The sequence below is a fragment of the Vibrio neptunius genome (assembly GCF_000967495.1).
Lineage (GTDB): Bacteria > Pseudomonadota > Gammaproteobacteria > Enterobacterales > Vibrionaceae > Vibrio > Vibrio neptunius.
This window is the reverse complement of sequence record NZ_JXXU01000044.1, coordinates 17,929-37,237: the sequence shown is the minus strand read 5'-3', so window position 1 is coordinate 37,237 and position 19,309 is coordinate 17,929. Positions and strand designations below refer to the sequence as shown.

13 protein-coding genes are annotated in these 19,309 nt (G+C 42.9%); 6 read left to right on the top strand and 7 right to left on the bottom strand.

Annotated elements, in window-relative coordinates:
• Window positions 1–13: 13 nt before the first annotated feature.
• Together TW84_RS15430 and TW84_RS15425 are read left to right on the top strand one after the other, a co-directional pair.
• On the top strand, window positions 14–1,282 hold the full coding sequence (locus TW84_RS15430) for an O-acetylhomoserine aminocarboxypropyltransferase/cysteine synthase family protein (RefSeq protein ID WP_045976528.1): 1,269 nt from the start codon (window positions 14–16) through the stop codon (window positions 1,280–1,282).
• Window positions 1,283–1,738: 456 nt separating this feature from the next.
• Window positions 1,739–2,710, top strand: coding sequence for a chemotaxis protein (locus TW84_RS15425; RefSeq protein ID WP_045976527.1), 972 nt, complete (start codon window positions 1,739–1,741; stop codon window positions 2,708–2,710).
• Here TW84_RS15425 and TW84_RS15420 read toward each other — a convergent pair.
• Window positions 2,707–3,471 (bottom strand): 1-acylglycerol-3-phosphate O-acyltransferase, encoded by a 765-nt coding sequence (locus TW84_RS15420; protein WP_045976526.1) that lies wholly within the window; start codon window positions 3,469–3,471, stop codon window positions 2,707–2,709. The two genes, TW84_RS15425 and TW84_RS15420, sit on opposite strands and share 4 nt — an antisense overlap.
• A gap of 667 nt (window positions 3,472–4,138) precedes the next feature.
• Between TW84_RS15420 and TW84_RS15415 the strand changes: the two genes are divergently transcribed.
• Both TW84_RS15415 and TW84_RS15410 read left to right on the top strand, forming a co-directional pair.
• Window positions 4,139–6,505 carry a S8 family serine peptidase gene (locus tag TW84_RS15415; RefSeq protein WP_045976525.1) on the top strand — a complete coding sequence of 789 codons (2,367 nt, stop codon included), beginning with the start codon at window positions 4,139–4,141 and terminating at the stop codon, window positions 6,503–6,505.
• A 9-nt stretch (window positions 6,506–6,514) separates the two neighbouring features.
• Window positions 6,515–6,862: an ATPase gene (locus TW84_RS15410; RefSeq protein ID WP_045976524.1), complete on the top strand. Its 348-nt coding sequence runs from the start codon at window positions 6,515–6,517 to the stop codon at window positions 6,860–6,862.
• 27 nt (window positions 6,863–6,889) lie between these two features.
• Here the strand turns inward: TW84_RS15410 and TW84_RS15405 are convergent, their stop codons facing one another.
• A complete protein-coding gene (locus tag TW84_RS15405) occupies window positions 6,890–7,597 on the bottom strand; it encodes a lysozyme family protein (RefSeq protein ID WP_240478188.1) in 708 nt (235 codons plus the stop codon).
• A 271-nt stretch (window positions 7,598–7,868) separates the two neighbouring features.
• Window positions 7,869–9,512, bottom strand: coding sequence for a mechanosensitive ion channel family protein (locus TW84_RS15400; RefSeq protein WP_240478187.1), 1,644 nt, complete (start codon window positions 9,510–9,512; stop codon window positions 7,869–7,871).
• A 219-nt stretch (window positions 9,513–9,731) separates the two neighbouring features.
• On the opposite strand from TW84_RS15400, the gene TW84_RS25200 reads away from it, so the two are divergent.
• Together TW84_RS25200 and TW84_RS15390 are read left to right on the top strand one after the other, a co-directional pair.
• Window positions 9,732–11,042, top strand: a complete 1,311-nt coding sequence (locus TW84_RS25200) for a methyl-accepting chemotaxis protein (RefSeq protein ID WP_045976522.1) — start codon at window positions 9,732–9,734, stop codon at window positions 11,040–11,042.
• A 231-nt stretch (window positions 11,043–11,273) separates the two neighbouring features.
• Entirely contained in the window at window positions 11,274–12,083 is an 810-nt protein-coding gene (locus tag TW84_RS15390; RefSeq protein WP_045976521.1) for a M15 family metallopeptidase, read from the top strand.
• Between the two features lie 287 nt (window positions 12,084–12,370).
• Here the strand turns inward: TW84_RS15390 and TW84_RS15380 are convergent, their stop codons facing one another.
• From TW84_RS15380 to TW84_RS15365, 4 genes are all read right to left on the bottom strand, one after another.
• Window positions 12,371–12,652, bottom strand: a complete 282-nt coding sequence (locus tag TW84_RS15380; RefSeq protein ID WP_045976519.1) for a colicin immunity domain-containing protein — start codon at window positions 12,650–12,652, stop codon at window positions 12,371–12,373.
• Window positions 12,649–15,375: a colicin D domain-containing protein gene (locus tag TW84_RS24970; RefSeq protein ID WP_045976518.1), complete on the bottom strand. Its 2,727-nt coding sequence runs from the start codon at window positions 15,373–15,375 to the stop codon at window positions 12,649–12,651. Before TW84_RS24970 ends, TW84_RS15380 begins: the two co-directional genes overlap by 4 nt.
• An 887-nt stretch (window positions 15,376–16,262) precedes the next feature.
• Entirely contained in the window at window positions 16,263–16,745 is a 483-nt protein-coding gene (locus tag TW84_RS15370) for a helix-turn-helix transcriptional regulator (RefSeq protein ID WP_045976517.1), read from the bottom strand.
• Entirely contained in the window at window positions 16,730–18,091 is a 1,362-nt protein-coding gene (locus TW84_RS15365) for a type II toxin-antitoxin system HipA family toxin (protein ID WP_045976516.1), read from the bottom strand. Before TW84_RS15365 ends, TW84_RS15370 begins: the two co-directional genes overlap by 16 nt.
• Between the last annotated feature and the right edge of the window lie 1,218 nt (window positions 18,092–19,309).

Below are 19,309 nucleotides of genomic sequence, written 5' to 3'. Positions count from 1 at the left end.
CCAAGGAAGGTATATGAAAGACGAAACCTTATCAATTCACTTTGGTTATGAAACTGACCCAACCACCAAGTCTGTCGCGACACCTATTTATCAAACGGTTGCCTATGAGTTTGACAACGCTCAGCATGGTGCTGACTTGTTTAATCTTGAAGTCCCTGGGAATATTTACACCCGCATTATGAATCCGACCAATGACGTGTTGGAAAAGCGGATGGCTGCTTTGGAAGGAGGTGTCGCTGGTCTGGTTGTTAGCGCGGGAAGTGCGGCGATTAACTATGCGATTCTCACTTTGGCACAGGCTGGAGATAATATCATTTCTACACCACAGCTTTATGGTGGGACTTACACACTCTTTGCGCATATGTTACCTAATCAAGGCATTGAGGTAAAGTTTGCTAAAGACGATAAGCCTGAAAGCCTTGCTGAATTGATCGATGAAAACACCAAGGCTGTGTATTGTGAAAGTATCGGTAACCCAGCCGGTAACATCATTGATCTAGAGCGAGTAGCAGAACTTGCTCATGCTCAGGGTGTGCCTGTTATCGTCGATAATACAGTGGCTACGCCAGCGCTTTGTAAGCCAATCGAGTTTGGTGCAGATATTGTTGTGCACTCACTGACCAAATATGTTGGCGGCCATGGTACAACGCTCGGTGGCATCATTATTGACTCCGGTAAGTTCCCTTGGGCGCAGCATAAAGCCCGCTTCCCTACTTTTAATCAGCCAGAACCATCTTACCATGGTGTAGTGTACACTGAAGCGTTTGGTGAAGCGGCCTTCATTGGTAGAGCTCGGACAGTGCCATTACGTAACACTGGTGCTGCGTTGTCACCGATGAATGCCTTTATGTTGATACAAGGTTTGGAAACATTATCATTGCGTATGGAACGTCACACAGAAAATGCGCTCAAAGTTGCCGAGTTCCTTAACCAGCACGACAAAGTAAGTTGGGTAAGTTACGCAGGCTTGACTACCTCAGAGCATTATCCGTTGGCCGAGAAGTATATGAAGGGAAAACCCTCTGCGATTCTGTCGTTTGGTCTCAAAGATGGTTACCAAGCTGGGGTGCGTTTCTATGATGCACTGAAAATCTTTAAGCGACTGGTCAACATCGGTGATGCCAAATCCCTGGCTTGCCATCCTGCTTCAACCACTCACCGCCAGCTTAGCGAAGCTGAGCAGAAGCAGGCGGGTGTTTCACCTGAAATGATCCGACTTTCAGTCGGCATTGAGCACATTGATGACATTCTTGCCGATTTAGAACAGGCGCTCAGATCTTAATAGCCAAGGCACTGGGAAGTCCCAGTGCTGTCTGCCAGATCTTTTTTGTTTTCACTTTCTACATTGGTTTAGTGATAATTGATTCAACAATTTGTTCGTGTTGCCGTTATAGTAGTGTAGACATAGAGTTCACGTGTTTATACAGACACTTACTAGTATTTTTTTTCCAACAGCAGCTAGCCTCAAAAAGCAATTCTTGTTGGTTTAATGAAAGTTCATCACTCGGGGCTTATACTAGGAGAGGTAACCAGTGGTTCATCATAGTGTGAGCAACTCAAGAGCTTGCCATTATATTGATGAATTGTTCTGGTATTTATATTGATAAATGAGATAGTTTTACTTTCGCCTCAGCATCAACGAAAAATACAAAACCCGAGGCGGTAGATTAATGGTAGCTACGCAAATTAAAATTATGTGCGTAAGTGTGAATAATACCGGGAATGAGTAAAATCAACTATGAGCGTTTCAAGCAGTACAATTCTTACAGAAAGCGGCACCAACGAACTTGAAATCATTGAATTTCATTTGGTCAAACAGATGCCAGATGGCTCGAAAAAGACGTGTTACTACGGCATTAACGTTGCTAAAGTCCGTGAAGTAATTCAAGTGCCAGAGACCACAGACTACCCTAATGCTCAGCCACATATGGTCGGTGTCTTCTCTTCCCGTGACATTCTTACTCCATTAGTGGATCTTGCTGGTTGGTTAGGTGTGCCAACCAGTAGCGACTTGGAGAAGAAGTTTGTGATTGTCACAGATTTCAACCGCATGACGAATGGCTTTCTTATCGATAGCATCAGCCGCATTCATCGCATTTCGTGGAATGATGTCGAGTCCCCAAGCCAATTCCTTGAAGCAGGTGAACAAGACTGTGTGGTTGCGGTAGTACGCAAAGATGGCAATCTGATCATGATCCTAGACTTTGAGAAGATTATCGCTGACATCAACCCTGAGCTAAGCATGGAAAAATACGATGTCAAAGTAGATAAAAGCGTCGATCTTAACCAGAAAATGGTATCCAAGCGTAATGCGAAGACGGTTATGGTGGTGGATGACTCGGCCTTTATTCGCAGCTTGATCCAGGACACATTAAGTTCGGCGGGTTACAACATCATCGCATGTAAAGATGGCGGTGAGGCACACGAGAAGTTAATGGAAATTGCGGAAGTGGCTAAAAAAGAAGAGATATCCGTGACTGAGTTGGTCGATGCAGTGGTAACGGATGTTGAAATGCCACGTATGGATGGCATGCACTTGGTCAAGCGTTTACGTGACTCCGAAGCCTACAAAGAGTTACCCATTGTGATGTTCTCGTCGCTGATGAGTGATGACAATAGGACGAAAGCTCTGGCGTTAGGTGCGAATGACACTATCACCAAGCCAGAGATTGGCCGTATGGTCGCGCTGATGGATCAATACGTTCTCTAGTGGCCTCGCTGCTCCTCTGTGAGCGGCTTACTGCTTTGTGCTTCGAGTTGGGCAACTTCGTTGTCCAGCTCTTTTATTTTCGCCGCCATTAGGTTATGACAGTGCTCTGCGAGCTTTCTAGCATCTTCAAGCTTATAGCCAGATACATCAATGGGTTCAAGCATTTCAGTTATCACGACACCATTACTCCGGCGGTTGAGCTTAATCTTTTCATGGGTTGTGCTGACACACATAGGTGTAATCGGGACTCCCGCTTCAATCGCCATGCGGAAGGCACCAGTTTTAAACGGTAGTAACCCTCGACCTTTGCTGCGTGTCCCCTCGGGGTAAACCCAAACGGATAGATCTCGTTGATGAATAGCTTCTGCGACTTGTTTGATGGTATCGCGTGCCTGTGACTTGTTTTCTCTGTTAATCAGTATGTTGCCAGTAATCCAGTAAAGTTGGCCAAAGAAGGGTATCCAGAGTAAATCTTTTTTCCCCAAGGTTACGGTTTTTGGGCGGAGCATCCCCGGCGCTGTGACAAAGTCGTACACACTTTGATGATTAGAAATATATACGCTATTGACTGGCGTTGGAGCTCTATCTAGGCCACGTTGTATTAATTTGAGCCCAATGAGTTTGTGTAACTGATTAAACCAACGGCAGAAGAAGTAGACATGCTTTGGATTTCTTGGGCTGAACAAGCAGTACACCAAAGCAAATAGAGTCATCAAGACAATGAAAATCGCAGCCAAAATCAAGCGAATAATACCAAGCAAAACACTTTCCCTCTCTAATTCGAGTACGTCATAAAACCGATAGAACCGATTCGGTATAAATTAGAGTTTTAAATCTATTTAACTAAATTGCAATAAAAATTGAGTTCAGATGGGATGAGTTTCATCGAGATTTTGCTATCTATAACTAAATGATCGGGTTATTGGTGAGTATGGTAACTACGCCTTCAATCTTTGATCAGGATATGCATTGGACAGAGAAACTATTCAAATGGGGAAGCGAGCGTGGTTGGAAGCGGCTATTTGTTATTTGATGAAGCATCAGCGAAGTTTCTTTGCCCTAGTTACTCTGTTTAGTTACCTTAATGACTAATTTAGCACTTATGCTTTCTCCTAGATTTGTGCGGTACTTTTGTTAGCTGAAACCGTTATCAACGCCGCTTGATTTTAGAATAAATACTCAATAAATCTATTTATAAATTCAAATTAACTTATTAACTAATTGCTTTTTAAGCCTTTTTATTGACCTTTGTATGTTAACCAAAATTGTTGTTTAGTTGATTTTTTGCCTGTTTGTGAATGTTTTATTTTATAAAATATTGGATATTTTATAAGCATAATTTATAGCTAATGTTCTCTTGAGTAGTTATTGGAATGACTGTTCATGAGAATAAAGTGAATAATAATAGCTCAAAAAGGATCAGAGCAAATGCACAACATGATAAATAAAACCAAAGGGATGTTCGTCCTATCGTCAATCACAGTGGCTATGGCTGGTGCTACGTCTGCGTTTGCAGCGTCGCCAATAGGCTTTAATGAGGCGGATCTCCCGACTAAATATATAGTCAAGTTCAAAGAAGATGCACCCGCACCATTCTCAATGGCTCGTTCAGTAGTGGCTCCATCGAAAACGCGTGAAGCGGTATTAGATGAAGTGAAAGCTAGCAAAGTAGAAAAACTGGGTAACCAAGCGCTTTACAGTGTCGAAATGGATGACGGTGATCTGTCGGCACTGCGTGAAAATAGCCAAGTTGAATATGTTGAGGTCGATCCTCCCCGCTACCTATTAAGCGAAACGACACCTTGGGGCTTTAATGCCGTCAATGCACAACTATTGAATGACTCCAATGCGGGGAACCGTACTGTGTGTATCATTGATTCAGGTTACGACATCAGTCACAACGACCTGAGTGGCAACCGTGTGCAGGGCACCAACGATAGTGGAACCGGTTCGTGGAGTGCTCCCGGCAACAATAACGCCCACGGTACTCACGTCGCAGGTACTATTGCTGCGATTGCTAACAGTGAAGGCGTCAAAGGCGTGATGCCAAACCAGAACGTGAATCTGCATATCGTTAAGGTATTTAATGAAGCGGGTTGGGGCTACTCTTCAAGCTTAGTGAAGGCGATTCAGACCTGTGCAGATAACGGCGCTGATGTCGTCAATATGAGCTTAGGTGGTAGTCAATCGAGTAGAACAGAACGTAATGCACTTCAATCATTATACGATGACGGTGTTCTTCTGATCGCTGCGGCAGGTAACTCGGGAAATACAGCGCATAGTTACCCAGCATCTTACGATTCTGTGATGTCAGTAGCGGCTGTGGACAACAAAAATCAGCATGCTGCTTTTTCTCAGGCGACAGATCAAGTGGATATCGCAGCGCCAGGTGTTGCAGTGCTTTCAACGGTGACTGTCGGTGAAGGTGTGCTGGCAGATATTACGATTAATGGAGTGAGCAACTTCGATCGCGGTGTGGTTCCGCACAACCGTAAAATTCTGAGAGTCCCGGCTGATGTTAATAATCCATACAAATCCGATCCAATTGCAGGCACCGTTACTGCACCTCTTGCGGCTTGTGATATCTCTTCAGGTAGCTACAACTGTGGTGACATGTCAGGCAAGATCTGTCTGACTGAGCGTATTGAAAATCAAGCCACAGGGGTTCGCCCAGAAATTAACCCAGTTAAGGCGTGTTACAGCGCTGGCGCAAAAGCTGCGATCGTATACAGTAACCAAGCATTGTCTGGTTTACAGAACCCATTTGTACTTGATGATAACGACGACTATCGTATGGTTTCTGTTACCGTTGATCGTCAATTTGGTCTCGAAATGGCAAGTCAGTTGGGTCAAACGGTCACCGTTAAGACCACTCAAGGTGAAGACTACGAGTACTACAACGGTACATCTATGGCGACACCACACGTAGCTGGAGTTGCGGGGTTAGTCTGGAGCTACCACCCAACTTGTACGGCACAACAAATACGTAAAGCACTGACAGCATCGGCAACAGATATCGATTCTGAAGGTCGTGACAACCGTACAGGTTACGGTCTGGTGAATGCAGATGCCGCGAAGACTTATTTAGATTCTGGCTGTAATGGCCCGATAGAACCAAGTAAAGTTCTTGAGAATGGAGTAGCAAAAACGTCGTTATCTGGCGGAAGCAAATCGAGTACGATTTACACGTTCGAAGTCCCTGCTGGTGCGACTCAAGCTACCTTTAACCTAAGTGGTGGTACTGGGGATGCGGATATGTATGTGCGTTTCAATGGTACGCCTAGTACAGGTACCCATGATTGCCGCTCATGGGAGCAAGGTAATGGTGAAAGTTGTTCACTGAACGTAAGTTCTGCAGGTACCTATGAAGTATTGGTATACGGCTACTCGGCGTACAGTGGTGCATCTCTGGTTGCAACGCATAATGGTGCAGATTCCGGGAACCAAACGCCGTCAAGCTTTACTAACTCAGAGACTATAGTGATTCCAGATGACAACAGCGTGGGTGCTACGAGCTCACTGGATGTATCACGTTCTGGTGATGCGGGTACGGTATCGGTTGAACTTGACATCAGTCATACCTACATTGGTGACCTTCGTGTGACGCTAACGTCACCGACGGGGGGGCAGGTGACACTGCATGACAATACGGGTAGTTCGGCAAACAACATCAAGGAGACTTACCAAGCTGATTTCAGTGGTTTTGAATCTAAAGGAACCTGGACGTTGAACGCAGTTGATAGCGCTAACCAAGACACGGGTAGCATCAATAGCTGGACACTATCATTTCAATAAGGAGTGAGTATGAAGAAGCAGATATTAAGGTCATTGCCAAGTGCTGGCGCTCTCAGTCTATTGGTCGCGACTTTCTCTGCCATTGCAATGGCTGGGAACCCAGCGTTTCCCCCAGTGGATGATAGGCCTGCACAGGCCGCGGCAGAGCAACCACGATTCTTTGTAAAGTATCATGAAGGCAAAGAACAGCAAGCTAGAGAGCTTCTTCATTCGAACGGTATTGACGTTATCGATGTACTCGATAATCAGCAGGTGCTGGTGGTGTCGGCCACTCAGGAGCAAATCGATAAGTTGAGTAATGACAAGCTGATTGATTATGTTGAACCTGAGCCTATCCGGCGTCTATACTCACAGTAAGCAACGCGCCCCAATGGGGCGCTTTTTTTATGTGTTTTCCAGTAGGGACCTTACATACTGATTACGCTTGTCTGAAATACCTCGGCGGCGACATTCCTTCGCCGCTTTGCGGAAATTTCCGGATTGAATATGTTGGTTAAATTTTACAAAGGTATTTTGAAGCTTAGGCATGCCCAAGTTAAAGATCATATCAAATAGCGCCAACTTAACGTTGTCTGGCAACTGTTCAAAGTTTGTTTTTCCATAGATAGCCCACAGCTCGTTCTCAAAGTTCTCGATGTGCTGCTCCATCATACTAAGCATGGCTTGGTCACTGAGAATTAGACCAGTGTGTTTTTGGTAAAAACCTGCACCATATTTTCGCCCATAAGGAAGCCTCCTTATTTGTGTGAACTCTTTTATTATCTCCGACTTTGTTGCTATTTTCCCTGAAGAGGAATGGATAAGTTGTAATTCTTTAGCCTGGTGCGTAGCGGCAATTAAATACCCAACCCCTACTGTGACGTTCCCGCGGGTATCGAGGTACATATGAGGTACTTTTCCTTCATATTGCTCAAGGTTGTGGCATAGGGTGCGCTTCAAGTGGCAGATGTCCGCAGGTCTGGATGTGACCAATCGTTGTGTTGGATTCTTTTGCCCTAGTGTGCCTCCTAGTAGCATGGCTTTGATTTTAGCTTTAGCTCGTTGTTTCCAGTGTTTCTTGAGCGATGTGAAATATGATTTTCTCAGTATCAAGGCGATAACTTATGATGATTAAAATGACTAAGGATTATAAGCAGTGAATGAAAAGACGACGTCGAGAAAAGTGTTAGTGATTGTGTTGCTTGTCAGGAAGTGGTTAGGGTGCCCATCGGTATTTTGAGCGGATTGAAAAATGGTGACTAACCTGCTTGCTAAAAGGGGGGGAGCGAATTGATTCAGGCCTGAGGCACAAGTATGGCCCGCATATCTTTGGATGAAATGAAGCAATGGAGGTGGTTTTCGCCATTGCTTCATTTTAATCAATTTAACTAAGCGCTTCTGATTCGGCTCGGATTTGTTCTACTGAGTTGGATTTCATTTGCAAGTAGGTCGTTTGGGCTGGCAGAGCAAACTCTGCTTGATTCGCTTTAACAATTTGTTCAATACGCATCAGTAAATCTTGCTGTAATTGCAAGAACTCATTTCTGTCTTTAGTATCAATATGAGCCAATACATCAATGTTTAAACTGTATTTGTCAAAGCCTGAAAAATGGACTCGTAGGGGGGATTCGAGTACATCTGGGTGTGCCAAAAACGCCGTTTTTATTTCATACGCAATCTGTTCGACTTGAGGCATAGACGTCTCGTATCGCAGACCTATCTGAGTGCTAAACGGATAGCGATCTCGACGAGTGAAGTTGACGATTTCCATTTTTACCAAGTCGCCATTCGCAATGGTTATTTGGGTGCGATCTTTAGCTCGAATTCGCGTCGAACGTACGCCTATACGCTCAACAACACCAGAGACTTGGCCAATTTTGCAGTAGTCACCTACAGACAATGATTTGTCCATAAACAGTATCACGCCACCAATTAAGTTTTCCATCGTCGGTCTAATCGCAAGTGCGATAGCCATACCACCGAGGCTTAATCCAGTGACGATACCGTAGACTGGAACGCCGATACGGCTTAAGCCATAGCCAAAGATCGACACGGCTAAAGCAGAGCCGACCAGAGTCCCTACAATTTGTGTCACGCTTTGGCGTAACTCGGAGGCATTCTCGCTTCGATTGGGTAAAATTGTGCAAGCTCTGTAGCCAACTAGGTAAGCTGACTGAGTCACTAAAAGCCAGATCAGTAGCTCACCAGAGACGTTTAAAGTCGACATTAACTTGCCCGTCATATTGATTTCGTGGCTGATCAAATATAAGAAAACGCCAATTCCGACCGCCATTATTACAGGGGTAAATATAGTCCTACCAAGATAGCGATAAACAGCGTAACCGTAAGCAAATAACACTAGGCTGACTATCGCTAATGCGATCCACTGCCATACTGCTTGATCAGAAAGCTCTGTCATGAACGCATTTGGGAGGGCTTCAATATAACCAAACCAAGCTGGTGGAATCAGTTTCCCTGCACTCAGAGAGTAAAACTGATAAAAGTCATCCACTGCCCCGTTGCGGTTAGGCAAATGTTTGACAAGCTGATAGTTAGAATAGAGTTTATCGACAGTTTGAGCTGAGAATAAGTATTGACCATCGCTTTGTTTTTCGATCATCAATTGAGTGTGAGGCAGCCGCCAATAGGCGATATTTTTTTGATCGGGAATCGATGTAGCTTCAAACTCTGGGAGGCGATCGAGGATCTCTTTCATCAGCATAACGGACTCTAATGCGACTCGTTGCTGGCTCGATTTGGGTACTTCAGAGAGATCAAAACATTGCATTGCTTTATCGAAGAGAGCATACACCGATTGTTTGGCCGCTTCTTTCTCTGCTGCCGGTAAGGAAGGCAGCTCTAACAAGGTTTGGTTGGCTTGTTCGACAAAGTGGATGAAGCTGAGATAGGTTGCTTGCGGGCTACTCGTGTCCGGTGGAGCTAAAGGAAAACGTTCATTAGCAAGTGTATAAAATGAAGACAAAGACAGACTAAGAACACATAAAATCCTGAATAAAGAAATCATCATTGATGCACACCTTACGTATCGATCTACTAGATTTATATTAATCTAATTGATATATGCATTGTTGCATATTTAAGTCAATGTTCTCACTCTACTTTCAGGAAAAACTGCGCTTTAAGTCCGATAAAGCTCTAGGCAGACTGCTACTCCATTATTGATATGTCTATAATTTAAACTGGTACTATACTTGAACAATGCAAAATATGGGGAGTATATCGAGATATGTGGCCATTTGAAAAAAAGACCGAAGAAGCGGAACAAAAGCGTGTTCGACAGCAGAATTACCAGCTAATTGTCGCCTCCATGAATCAGGCTTTGGTCACGATTGAATTTGATCCTCAAGGAAACATCAAAACAGCCAGCTCGTTGTTTTTAAAAGCGATGGGTTATCAAATGGATGAGCTAGTTGGTAAACATCATCGTATTTTTTGTGACAAAAGCTACGTACAGAGCTCTGAATACTCGCATTTCTGGCAATCTCTGGGACGAGGTGAAGTGAAATCAGGTACTTTCGAACGTTACAGTAAGTCTGGAGATTTGGTCATCATTGAGGCGACCTACTTCCCAGTACTTAACGATACTGGGGCAGTCACTAGTGTAATAAAAATAGCCAGTGATGTGACAGAGAAAGTCAAACAAGCACGAGCCGATAAAGACCTTATCGCGGCACTGCATCAAAATTTTGCGGTGATTGAGTTTCAGCCTGACGGCACGATCATCGATGCAAATAAAAACTTCTTAACTGCTCTTGGTTACTCAATAGAGCAGGTCCAAGGGCAGCACCATCGCATGTTCTGCTTTGATGAGTTTTATCATGAAAATCCTAATTTCTGGCGTGAACTGGCGCAAGGTCGGGCTTTTTCTGGTCGTTTTCTACGCAAGACAAGTTATGGAGAAGAACTATGGATCCAAGCTTCATATAGCCCCGTTCGCAATGAAAAGGGAGATGTGTATAAAATCGTTAAATTCGCTTCCGATATTACCGATGACGTTACTCGTGAAATGGCGATTGCAGAAGCGGCAAACATTGCTCACTCAACGGCGTTGCAAACCTCTCAAGTTGCGCAGAACGGCAATCAGGTACTTCAAGAAACCGTAGGTATTTCACAAAAAATGATGGATAACCTCACGGCATCGATCAGTCAGATCGATGAACTAGCTTCGCTGTCTGATGATGTATCTGAAATTGTCAAAACCATTGGTAGTATTGCGGAGCAAACCAATTTGCTCGCACTGAATGCGGCGATTGAGGCTGCGCGGGCTGGTGATCAGGGACGGGGCTTTGCTGTTGTCGCTGATGAAGTGCGAAAATTGGCGTCAAGAACGTCTGAGTCGACAGAAGAGATTACCCAAGTTGTCAATAAAAACATGTCTTTGACCAAAGAAGTCACTCAAGCAATGAACGACGTTAATTCTGTGGCTCAGGAAACGAGCGGAAAGATTCAAACTGTGTCAGAAACCATGGATGAAATCTACACTGGCGCAGAAAGTGTTGCCTCTGCGGTGAATAGCTTTAAAGGCAACGAAGGCTGAGTAAAGTCATGTTATGCACACTCAATAGAAAGTGATTGAATTTATCTATTGAGTGTCCCTCTCTGTATTTTGATAGATTGTCTGTGTTACCTCTATTACCTATTAGAGCAAAACACCTTTCGCCGTCAGCGTCACAATTTGACTCAACCCGCTGTTTTAAATATCACGTCTAATCAGAACATTGGTTAGAATAAACCCACTTTGGGTTGAAAATACGTTGATAAAAGCGAAATGAAAAGATGCTGGGTGGGCCTGCTCACTGCCTTATTGAGTTCAACGGGTTACGCTAAAATCGCCCCTATTTCAGAATGGCAATGTAGTATGATGAAAAGTCAGGGGGTGTTGAATGAGGGCGCTCCATTAGGCTGTGATCGACTTTCTAAAGTTGATTTCGACTTTACTAACTTTGATGGGCAAACTCAGCAGGGCAGTGTGATAGTGTTCGATGTTGTTGCCCCTTCCGTAGAGCGGATTTTCACCGAGCTACATAAACGTCAGTTTCCGCTTCATTCTGCGCGCTTAATGCGTGAATTTCGAGGCGATGATACTGCTTCTATGGCCGCGAACAATAGCAGTGCTTTCAATGCTCGCTCCATCACTGGCGGGTCTAGTTGGTCGAAACATGCTTATGGTGTTGCCATTGATATCAACCCGGTACAAAACCCGTTTCTAGAATTTGGCTCAGATGGAAAAATCACAGTTAAACCGATTCAATCAGTAGATAACTACATTAACCGAACTCGTTTTCGAGCTCGAAATGAGATCGAACGTCAAGGCATGGCTGAAGACGTCACAGAGCTTTTCGCATACCACGGGTTCCTTATCTGGGGCGGGGACTGGAATACGCCGATAGACACTCAGCACTTCGAAGTCGGGTCGCGTCAATTTATTGAAAAGCTGGTAAATCAACCTAAACACGATGCAATGGAAGCATTCAACCAATACGTTGCGTCATATCGCCGTTGTTTCGAGCAAAATGAAGCTGAGGGAAGTGACAAGGCGCGAGCGATGTGTGCGTACAAAACAGTGCAAGCGTTTTAATCATCAAGATTGCCCTGATATCAAATGCTTGGCTGACTATCGTCATGCTAGCTGGTCAGCGACAGCACACGAGCCTTGTTAAGGCAAACACTGATGAGCTTTGTTATGCGGCAGGCTTTGGCTCCTTAGCCGAAAATAGACGTAAAATTGCCTGCCTCTGTTGTCTTACCTCTGCTGTTGTCTTAGTCCTAAAGCATCAAAAAAGCCCGCTAGCGGGCTTATCTTAAATCAACATCATTGGCCGATAGCTCAATACACTTGAGCTATCGGATACGGTGTCTAAACCGCTACTTATCATGTTGAGTCAGTAGGTCATATGCATCCTGAGTACGAGCTAAGAGAAGTGAATCGTCCAAATCGTCATCATCACGTAAGTCCGGATCACTACAGTAAGCATCGACACAATAGAACAAGCTATTGAGGACTTGGTAGACATTCTCGGGCATTGGTCTCGATTCATTCTTGAACATCTCTAGGTATCGTTCCTCAAATTGAGCTCCCGTAAGTTGACCTGATAGGAACCGAGACATCAACAATGTGTAGCTTTTAGAACACTCTATCGAACTCATAGTTTACCTGTATTTAAAACACACTCTAGTTGTTTTGGGTTTAGTTTCCAGCCGCTGAGAAACTTACCGTCTGGCTCAAGAATGACGGTCAGACCGGTAGCTGGGTCAGTGTGTAGTTGGACCTTTTCACCTCGATAGCTGCCGTCTATCTCTTGCGTTCCTGGTGCGATAATGTGATCGCGAATTGCTTGATCAAATTGCTTGAGATTCTTACTGTTGCAATTTCCTTTTACACCAAAATCGACCGCATGCTTAAATTTCTTTTTCAGTTGTTTAAGCCTCTGCTTATCCAACGAAACGTTGTTTGCCACTGGTGTAGCAGCTGTACTAGCGACCGAGCTGCTTGCCACGCCAGTAGATCCAGTAGCGCTGTCCGTCCGTTTACCTAGGCCATCATACGTGAAGGTGATCTTAGTTTCAGGTTTACCATTGATTTCAATCGACGTTTGCTGACCCTGAATATTATAAGTGAAGCGAACGGTATTACCTTGGTCATCATCCATTCGATACAATAGCCCAGTAATATCGTAGTAACGACGTTGGGTATTGCCCCAGTTCGCATAAGTTTTATTCAGTCGCAAATCAATGTCTAAGCGTTCTTCTGACTGCTTGTTAGCTTCATAATCACGAATGTGTCGATCTAAGCGGTTTAACAATGAGTGAGGAGAAGCGCTTTGGTTTTGTTCATCATGGGTGATGTTGAGTCGTCCATCCAAGCCCATTCTTATTTGGTACTCACCGCGAGTGGTGATGCATGTCAGCGATTCTTGCAAAGGGTTGTAACTGACTTGCGTGGTATCTGCGGGGCAAGCTTGCTTCCAGTTTTTTAGTTCCTCAGGCACCTTATCTATTGAGTAAAATTGCAGATTTTCAGTTTTACCGCTAGTGACTACAGCAATTGCGCGGTTATTCGGATCATAATGTGTCTCGCCAAGTTGTGTACCGTTCACAGCAGTAGTTACGATACTTCCCCGATCAGTGTTCAGGTATTGGTAGTCTTTTGATGCATCTTTTCCAATATGTTTCACCAATCGCTCGCCCTGATAAACAAGCTTCTCTCTGAGTATGAAATGGTTATTCGTTTTCCTCACTCTAGAGGTTAGTCGATCGTGGCTGTCCATTTCGACGATATCTTGCGTCTGACTTGTGCCCTCTCGAACCGTTTTTTGGGTCAGTTTGTTTTTTTTGTATTTATATTCAACATCTTTGACCTGCAGTGCACTTTGCCCACTTTCATAAGCTGGGCTGGCAATAGACAGATGCTCTTTTTTCCCTTTGATTTTATTTTTGCTGTATTCATACACGACCTGTTCTTCAATCTTTCCAAGCTTGAAGTTTTCAGTAGTCTGGAGACGCTTTTCGATACGACCTTTTGCGTCATAACTATAATTGGTGACGGTTTGTTCATGCACAGAACCATCGACACCAGAAACTGAGTCTACGACTTTAGTTTTTTGAGCATCACCACTTGCAGAGGGGTTCCAATCTATTTTGGTCTCAGAAAGGGGGTATTCTGTGTCATTGATGGTACCAAAGCGAGTGATTCCGCTGACTAAGCCCACGAAACCGTCCTTGATCAAGTAACGCGTCACCTCTCGGATATTGTTTACTGAGTTAATGGTTTCCTTCTCTGTCATCAGAGGAGGTTGACCGGAGTGGCTCGACTCATCGCTGTAAGTGAATCGCTCAGAAATAACGCCAGGGCCGTTTGAAACCTCACTGTCTGTTACTACCGATTTACTGCCGATATCATTAAACTGATGCTGAACAGAACGATATTGATCTTTCCAACCGACTAGGTGTGGCAAAGAATCTAGGCTAGCTTGACGCCCATAGTTGAGGCTCACGATCGGATAACAAGATGGTTCAGAGGAAGTTTTTAACTTCACACATTGGCCAATGGAAGAAAGGTAATATTCGTTAAAGGGGGGCTTACTCCACCCTGAGCCATCAGCTTTGAGCACTCCTGAGTTGTGATCAACCCAAAGCTGACTTTTTAGAAAATAAGTTGTGATCGACTGACCATGATCGACATCGATAGTCGTTAAGTCGCTGGTTGTCTTTATTGACACCTGTTTATCAGACTTAAGTTTATCCAACCCTTCGATGGTATAACGATTTTCGATAAAGGATAGGTGAGCCGTGCCATTATTGTGGAAGATCGGCATAGATAAACCGGCTGTACCATGCTCTGTTACGTAGGAATCCAGCTCCGTGACAGCACTGAGCTTTGAATAAGAGGCGTAAGGGTAACTGAAAGCATTGTGGATAAGATCGGACTTCACTTCTTTTAGTGTCTGTGTCACGGCAGGTTCGGTTAGATAATCTCGAATCTTAAATTGGTAGGAACCTAGCTCAATTGTGAGAGACGTACCTTGCTCTGAGTAATGTACAGCACTCTGGTCAAGCTTATTGTTGCTAGATAGCCTGATGTAATCTTTATATAGGTGGGTGTTTTCGCTATCAAAGAGCGCCACCTTCCAGTGGGGGCTTTCCTTCCAAATACTTAAATAACGAATCTTTTCGCTGTTAGTGGCGGCTGAAATGGATGACTCTGCTTGGGGGGGCATTACACCAGTGGGTTGATGAGAGTCTTCAACCAGTTTTACATAGAAATGATAGTGATCATTGCTGACATCTTTAAGGACGACTTCAAGCTCAACAGCATGGGTATAAGATGTAAACAATACAAAGATGGCAATGATTATTTTATTTAATTTCATACTACTAATTTATATATTAATATTTTAATTACTACGTACTAAAATTTATTTATTGATTTTTAACTCTAAAATAGCGACAAAAACCACTAAAAAATAAAAGATAGCCAATATATTTCAGCATGAAAAACTAAAGAAAACCATTACATTTTTATTTTAATTTAAATGGATGTGAATGTTATTCTTGGCTTGGAAAGCATTGCGTTAATGAATGTCAATATAAAGGAATGTAATGAGATTTAAACATGGGGTTTATTTATATAACATATATTTATCAGTGACTTATACTTACTTTCTCTCAATGATAATGAGATGTATTAGTTAATGTATTTCTAATTTCATAGAAAATATTTAGATGAACTTAAATATAAGTTTTATATATGTAGGTGTTAGGGTTGTATTTATATTTACTGTGCGGTGAGTTTAGTATGAATAATAAAAAGGGCTGATCCAGTTATCGGGCATGGGAATGCATCACGATTTTACCTAAGCAACAAGCTTTAAAAGCTCTGATTGCTATTAACCTCGACGGATAGAATCACATCAAGTTGAACGAGTGCCAGTCTAATGATACTCCTTCATATACCTTGTTCCTTCTCTCTTATAGAGACGGTGCAAAGAGATTAAGACTTCTCGAGTCGAAGTTTCTTCAGCATCGTTACAGCATTATTTTCTGAGTATTCTCAAAAATTGAGCCCACGATATGCTCAGGAAAGCCCTCAGGCAATGCAGCACTTACTTGTAACATTGCCAATTTTCTGTAGCATCAAATGGTACATCAATTTCCTACTTCAAAAGGAACTAAACTCCCGTCCAAATATAACTTTAGCTATTACGGACTGACGAAATCATAGCAAAATAATCTGTGACCGTTAGCTATCAGTAGGTGATCAGTTATTCTCGAGCAATGAGTTTAGCATACTCGTTGAAGACGGGATTAGACCAACTTTCAGACCAAAAGGTTTGAAAACTTTATTCAATATGTCTGTTTTGTAGTTACCACGATCATTCTCTATATCAGAGAGGGTTTTTCGGGACACATCTACGAGCCTTGCGTAAACATCTTGCTTTAAACCTAACACATTGATCCGAAGTTCTTTCAGTGCCTGACCTTGGGTTAGTTCGCCGAACAATAATTGTTTAACTATATGATTTACTATCCTGCTGCGTTCGGTTGCTTTTGGAGGTAGAGTCTTTTTTGATGCCCTTTGATAAGTGCGACCTCCGAGGTTAACAGTATCAGCCTTTACGTTGTCGTCACTGTTTGTATTGTGAGGATTAGAGATCTGTTTGCGATTATGTCGGAGACGATTAACGACATCATTTATAGACTCTTTAGATGACTTGTTATTATTGCTCATAACAGCCCCCATTTTTTCAATTTTTCAGGGATATGATCTAATCCAATAGCTGGCATTTTAATGATCTGCTCTGGAACCCCACGAGCGATCAGTCTTTCTTTAAGATCCAGACATTTTTCTGCGGTATCTTTAAGCTCGTTCAGTAAGAGTTCACTCGGCACAAGGTCAGACAGTGATTCTGCAATACCGATAAAATTGTAAGTGCCACCAACTTCTAGTGGGGCTTTCCATTTTGTAGTTCTTGGAATACCTTTTGGATCGGCTTTCATTGGAGCAAAATCGTAGATTGGGGCTAACTTAATATAACCATCACCTTTTAAGAATGAGGTGTTTCTACCGTGGTTGTCGCTATTGCCAAATAGGATGTTGAGTAAGTCTCTCTTTACCCACTCTACAACAAAGCTCTGAACATCAAAGTCATACCCTTGATTTTGCATCATATGACTATGGGTGATTTTTTCAATTAACGTTCTAATCGTCGCTTCATGCTCTAGAGTAACGCCTGCACCCTTATTCAAAATGGAGTAGACAGACTCCATTCCGAATTTTTCAATCTGTTGCTTTTCGTTAAAACGAATATCAAACCTAGGCAACCATAAAGAAGGGTAGTTTAATCCTTCTTCTAATCGCATATTTTGGATTGGTATGGTATCAAAACCCATAGCGGTGAGTTCGTGATAATAATGGAACTCAGCTCGAAGAATATTGCAGTCAACAGTGTTTCTTGAGCCTCTAGGAAACTTAACTAAATAGTGTAGATCTTGGTTGGTGTTATCATCTTGATAAGGATCGATCCATATCTTACTTGGCTCTGTGATTTCTTTAGAGCAACGCAAGATTAGTTTTGGAGCTTCACCTCCTGCGCCTGTCGCACCGCCAGCCGCAGCCCCTCTTTGTTGAGCATAATCTAAAAAGTCACTTGCGCGGTTTTTTACATCGTCTAGAGAAAAATAGAGGGTATCTGACTCTTCATAGCGTTCTGGTAAAGAGTCTTTTACTCGCAAGTTGCCGATAGGCGACATTGTGCCAAACTTTAGTAAAACATAGTCTTGTTCATCAATTGAAAGATCTTCAATGTCTAGGTGTTTGACCCAATAGCGTCTGCTTGCCCCACTTGGCATGATGTCATCAAGAAAAGTTAGCCATCCAGGCCGCCCCAGGTCGTCAAAGAAAAAAGATACAGGCAGGTTAATTGATACGGCGTGTAGGTCATCTTTTTCATGATGTTCTAATGCGTAGTCTCCGAGGTAATTGAGTTCAGTCACTCGGAAGTTGTTCTGTTCACTTTTAGGAAATGAAATGATAGCAATATCTAGCCATTCACCTTTGATAAAAGCTTGTATGTTTAACTCTTCCATTGAAGACTCCACTCTATTTATGAGTAGTATATTACTCATAATTCTTGGTTTTATCAATTAATGTATAATATGTTACTCATTATCTGGCAAGAAAGCCTGTGTAGGCTTCCAGTTTAGAGAGCAGCTCGTTGTTCAAATTAGCATGGTAGTGCGGAGTATACAGTGTAGCGTCTTGCTGGTTGAGAGTTAGTTATTTCCGTATGTGTTATGGGTAAAAATAGCCACTGTTCGCACTTAAAATAAATTTCATCGTTGATTGATTGAAACAAGTATTTGCCAATAATGACACCTGTGCTACTCATTGTGTTGATTTTCCTTCATTTATGCAATCTTAACTACTCATTAGTTATTTAAAGAGCTTGAGCCTGAGAAACAAAAGCTGGGAGTATCAGGTTCTTTTCATTTTTTAGGTTTGTTCATAAAAAATGAACACTTGATGCGTTTTTATCTCGAAGAGACCTCGCTCGCATACAAATGGCTATCACATTTGGGGCAGGTAGGTTGCTCTGGCAATGAGGCTTGCCATTGGCTGTGACACATGATGCATTCAATGTTGGGTATCGGTGGCGGAGGCGCTATCGGCTTGTTTCTTGGTATAAGCCAAGGGTCGTTGTGTAGAGAGGGAGAACTGTCTCTATAACTAGAGTGACCAGTTGTAAAGTGAGGTTTGGCTTGATAGCTCGCGATAGCTACGGTTTTTGATGCTTTCCAATTCTTTGTCCGTCAGACGAGTTATTTTACGAACCTGCTATTTGGTGTGCCCAAAAAAGCTTTTGCCGGGGATACTAAGAGATTGTGACGTACTGATGTGTAGTTAAAGTCTGCGCGAGGCGTCATCTATTGATAGTTAAAGATTTTAGATACAAAAAGGGCCAACCCTTTCGAGTTGGCCCTTTCCAAACGTTTGGTGGAGCTGGCGGGAAGTGAACCCGTCGCCCTGCTTTTTTCTTCAAAATCAACAGGTTAAAGTGTGTGGTTTTGGTTTATAAATCAGCTTTTAGTACCCATATCTTGTACCATGTTAGTACCTATTTCAATACCTATTTTAGGTGAGTGGTGATTCTTTTTGTTGGGAATCAGTTAGTGGTTCAGTTCTTTTTGGGGAGTTGAACTGGCGTCCAATAGCTCTTAAATTAATAAAAATACGAGCTTTGATTGAAGAGTGACTTTCAAGTTTCTTATCCATTCTTAATGGCTTTAAGAATTCTTAAAACTAAC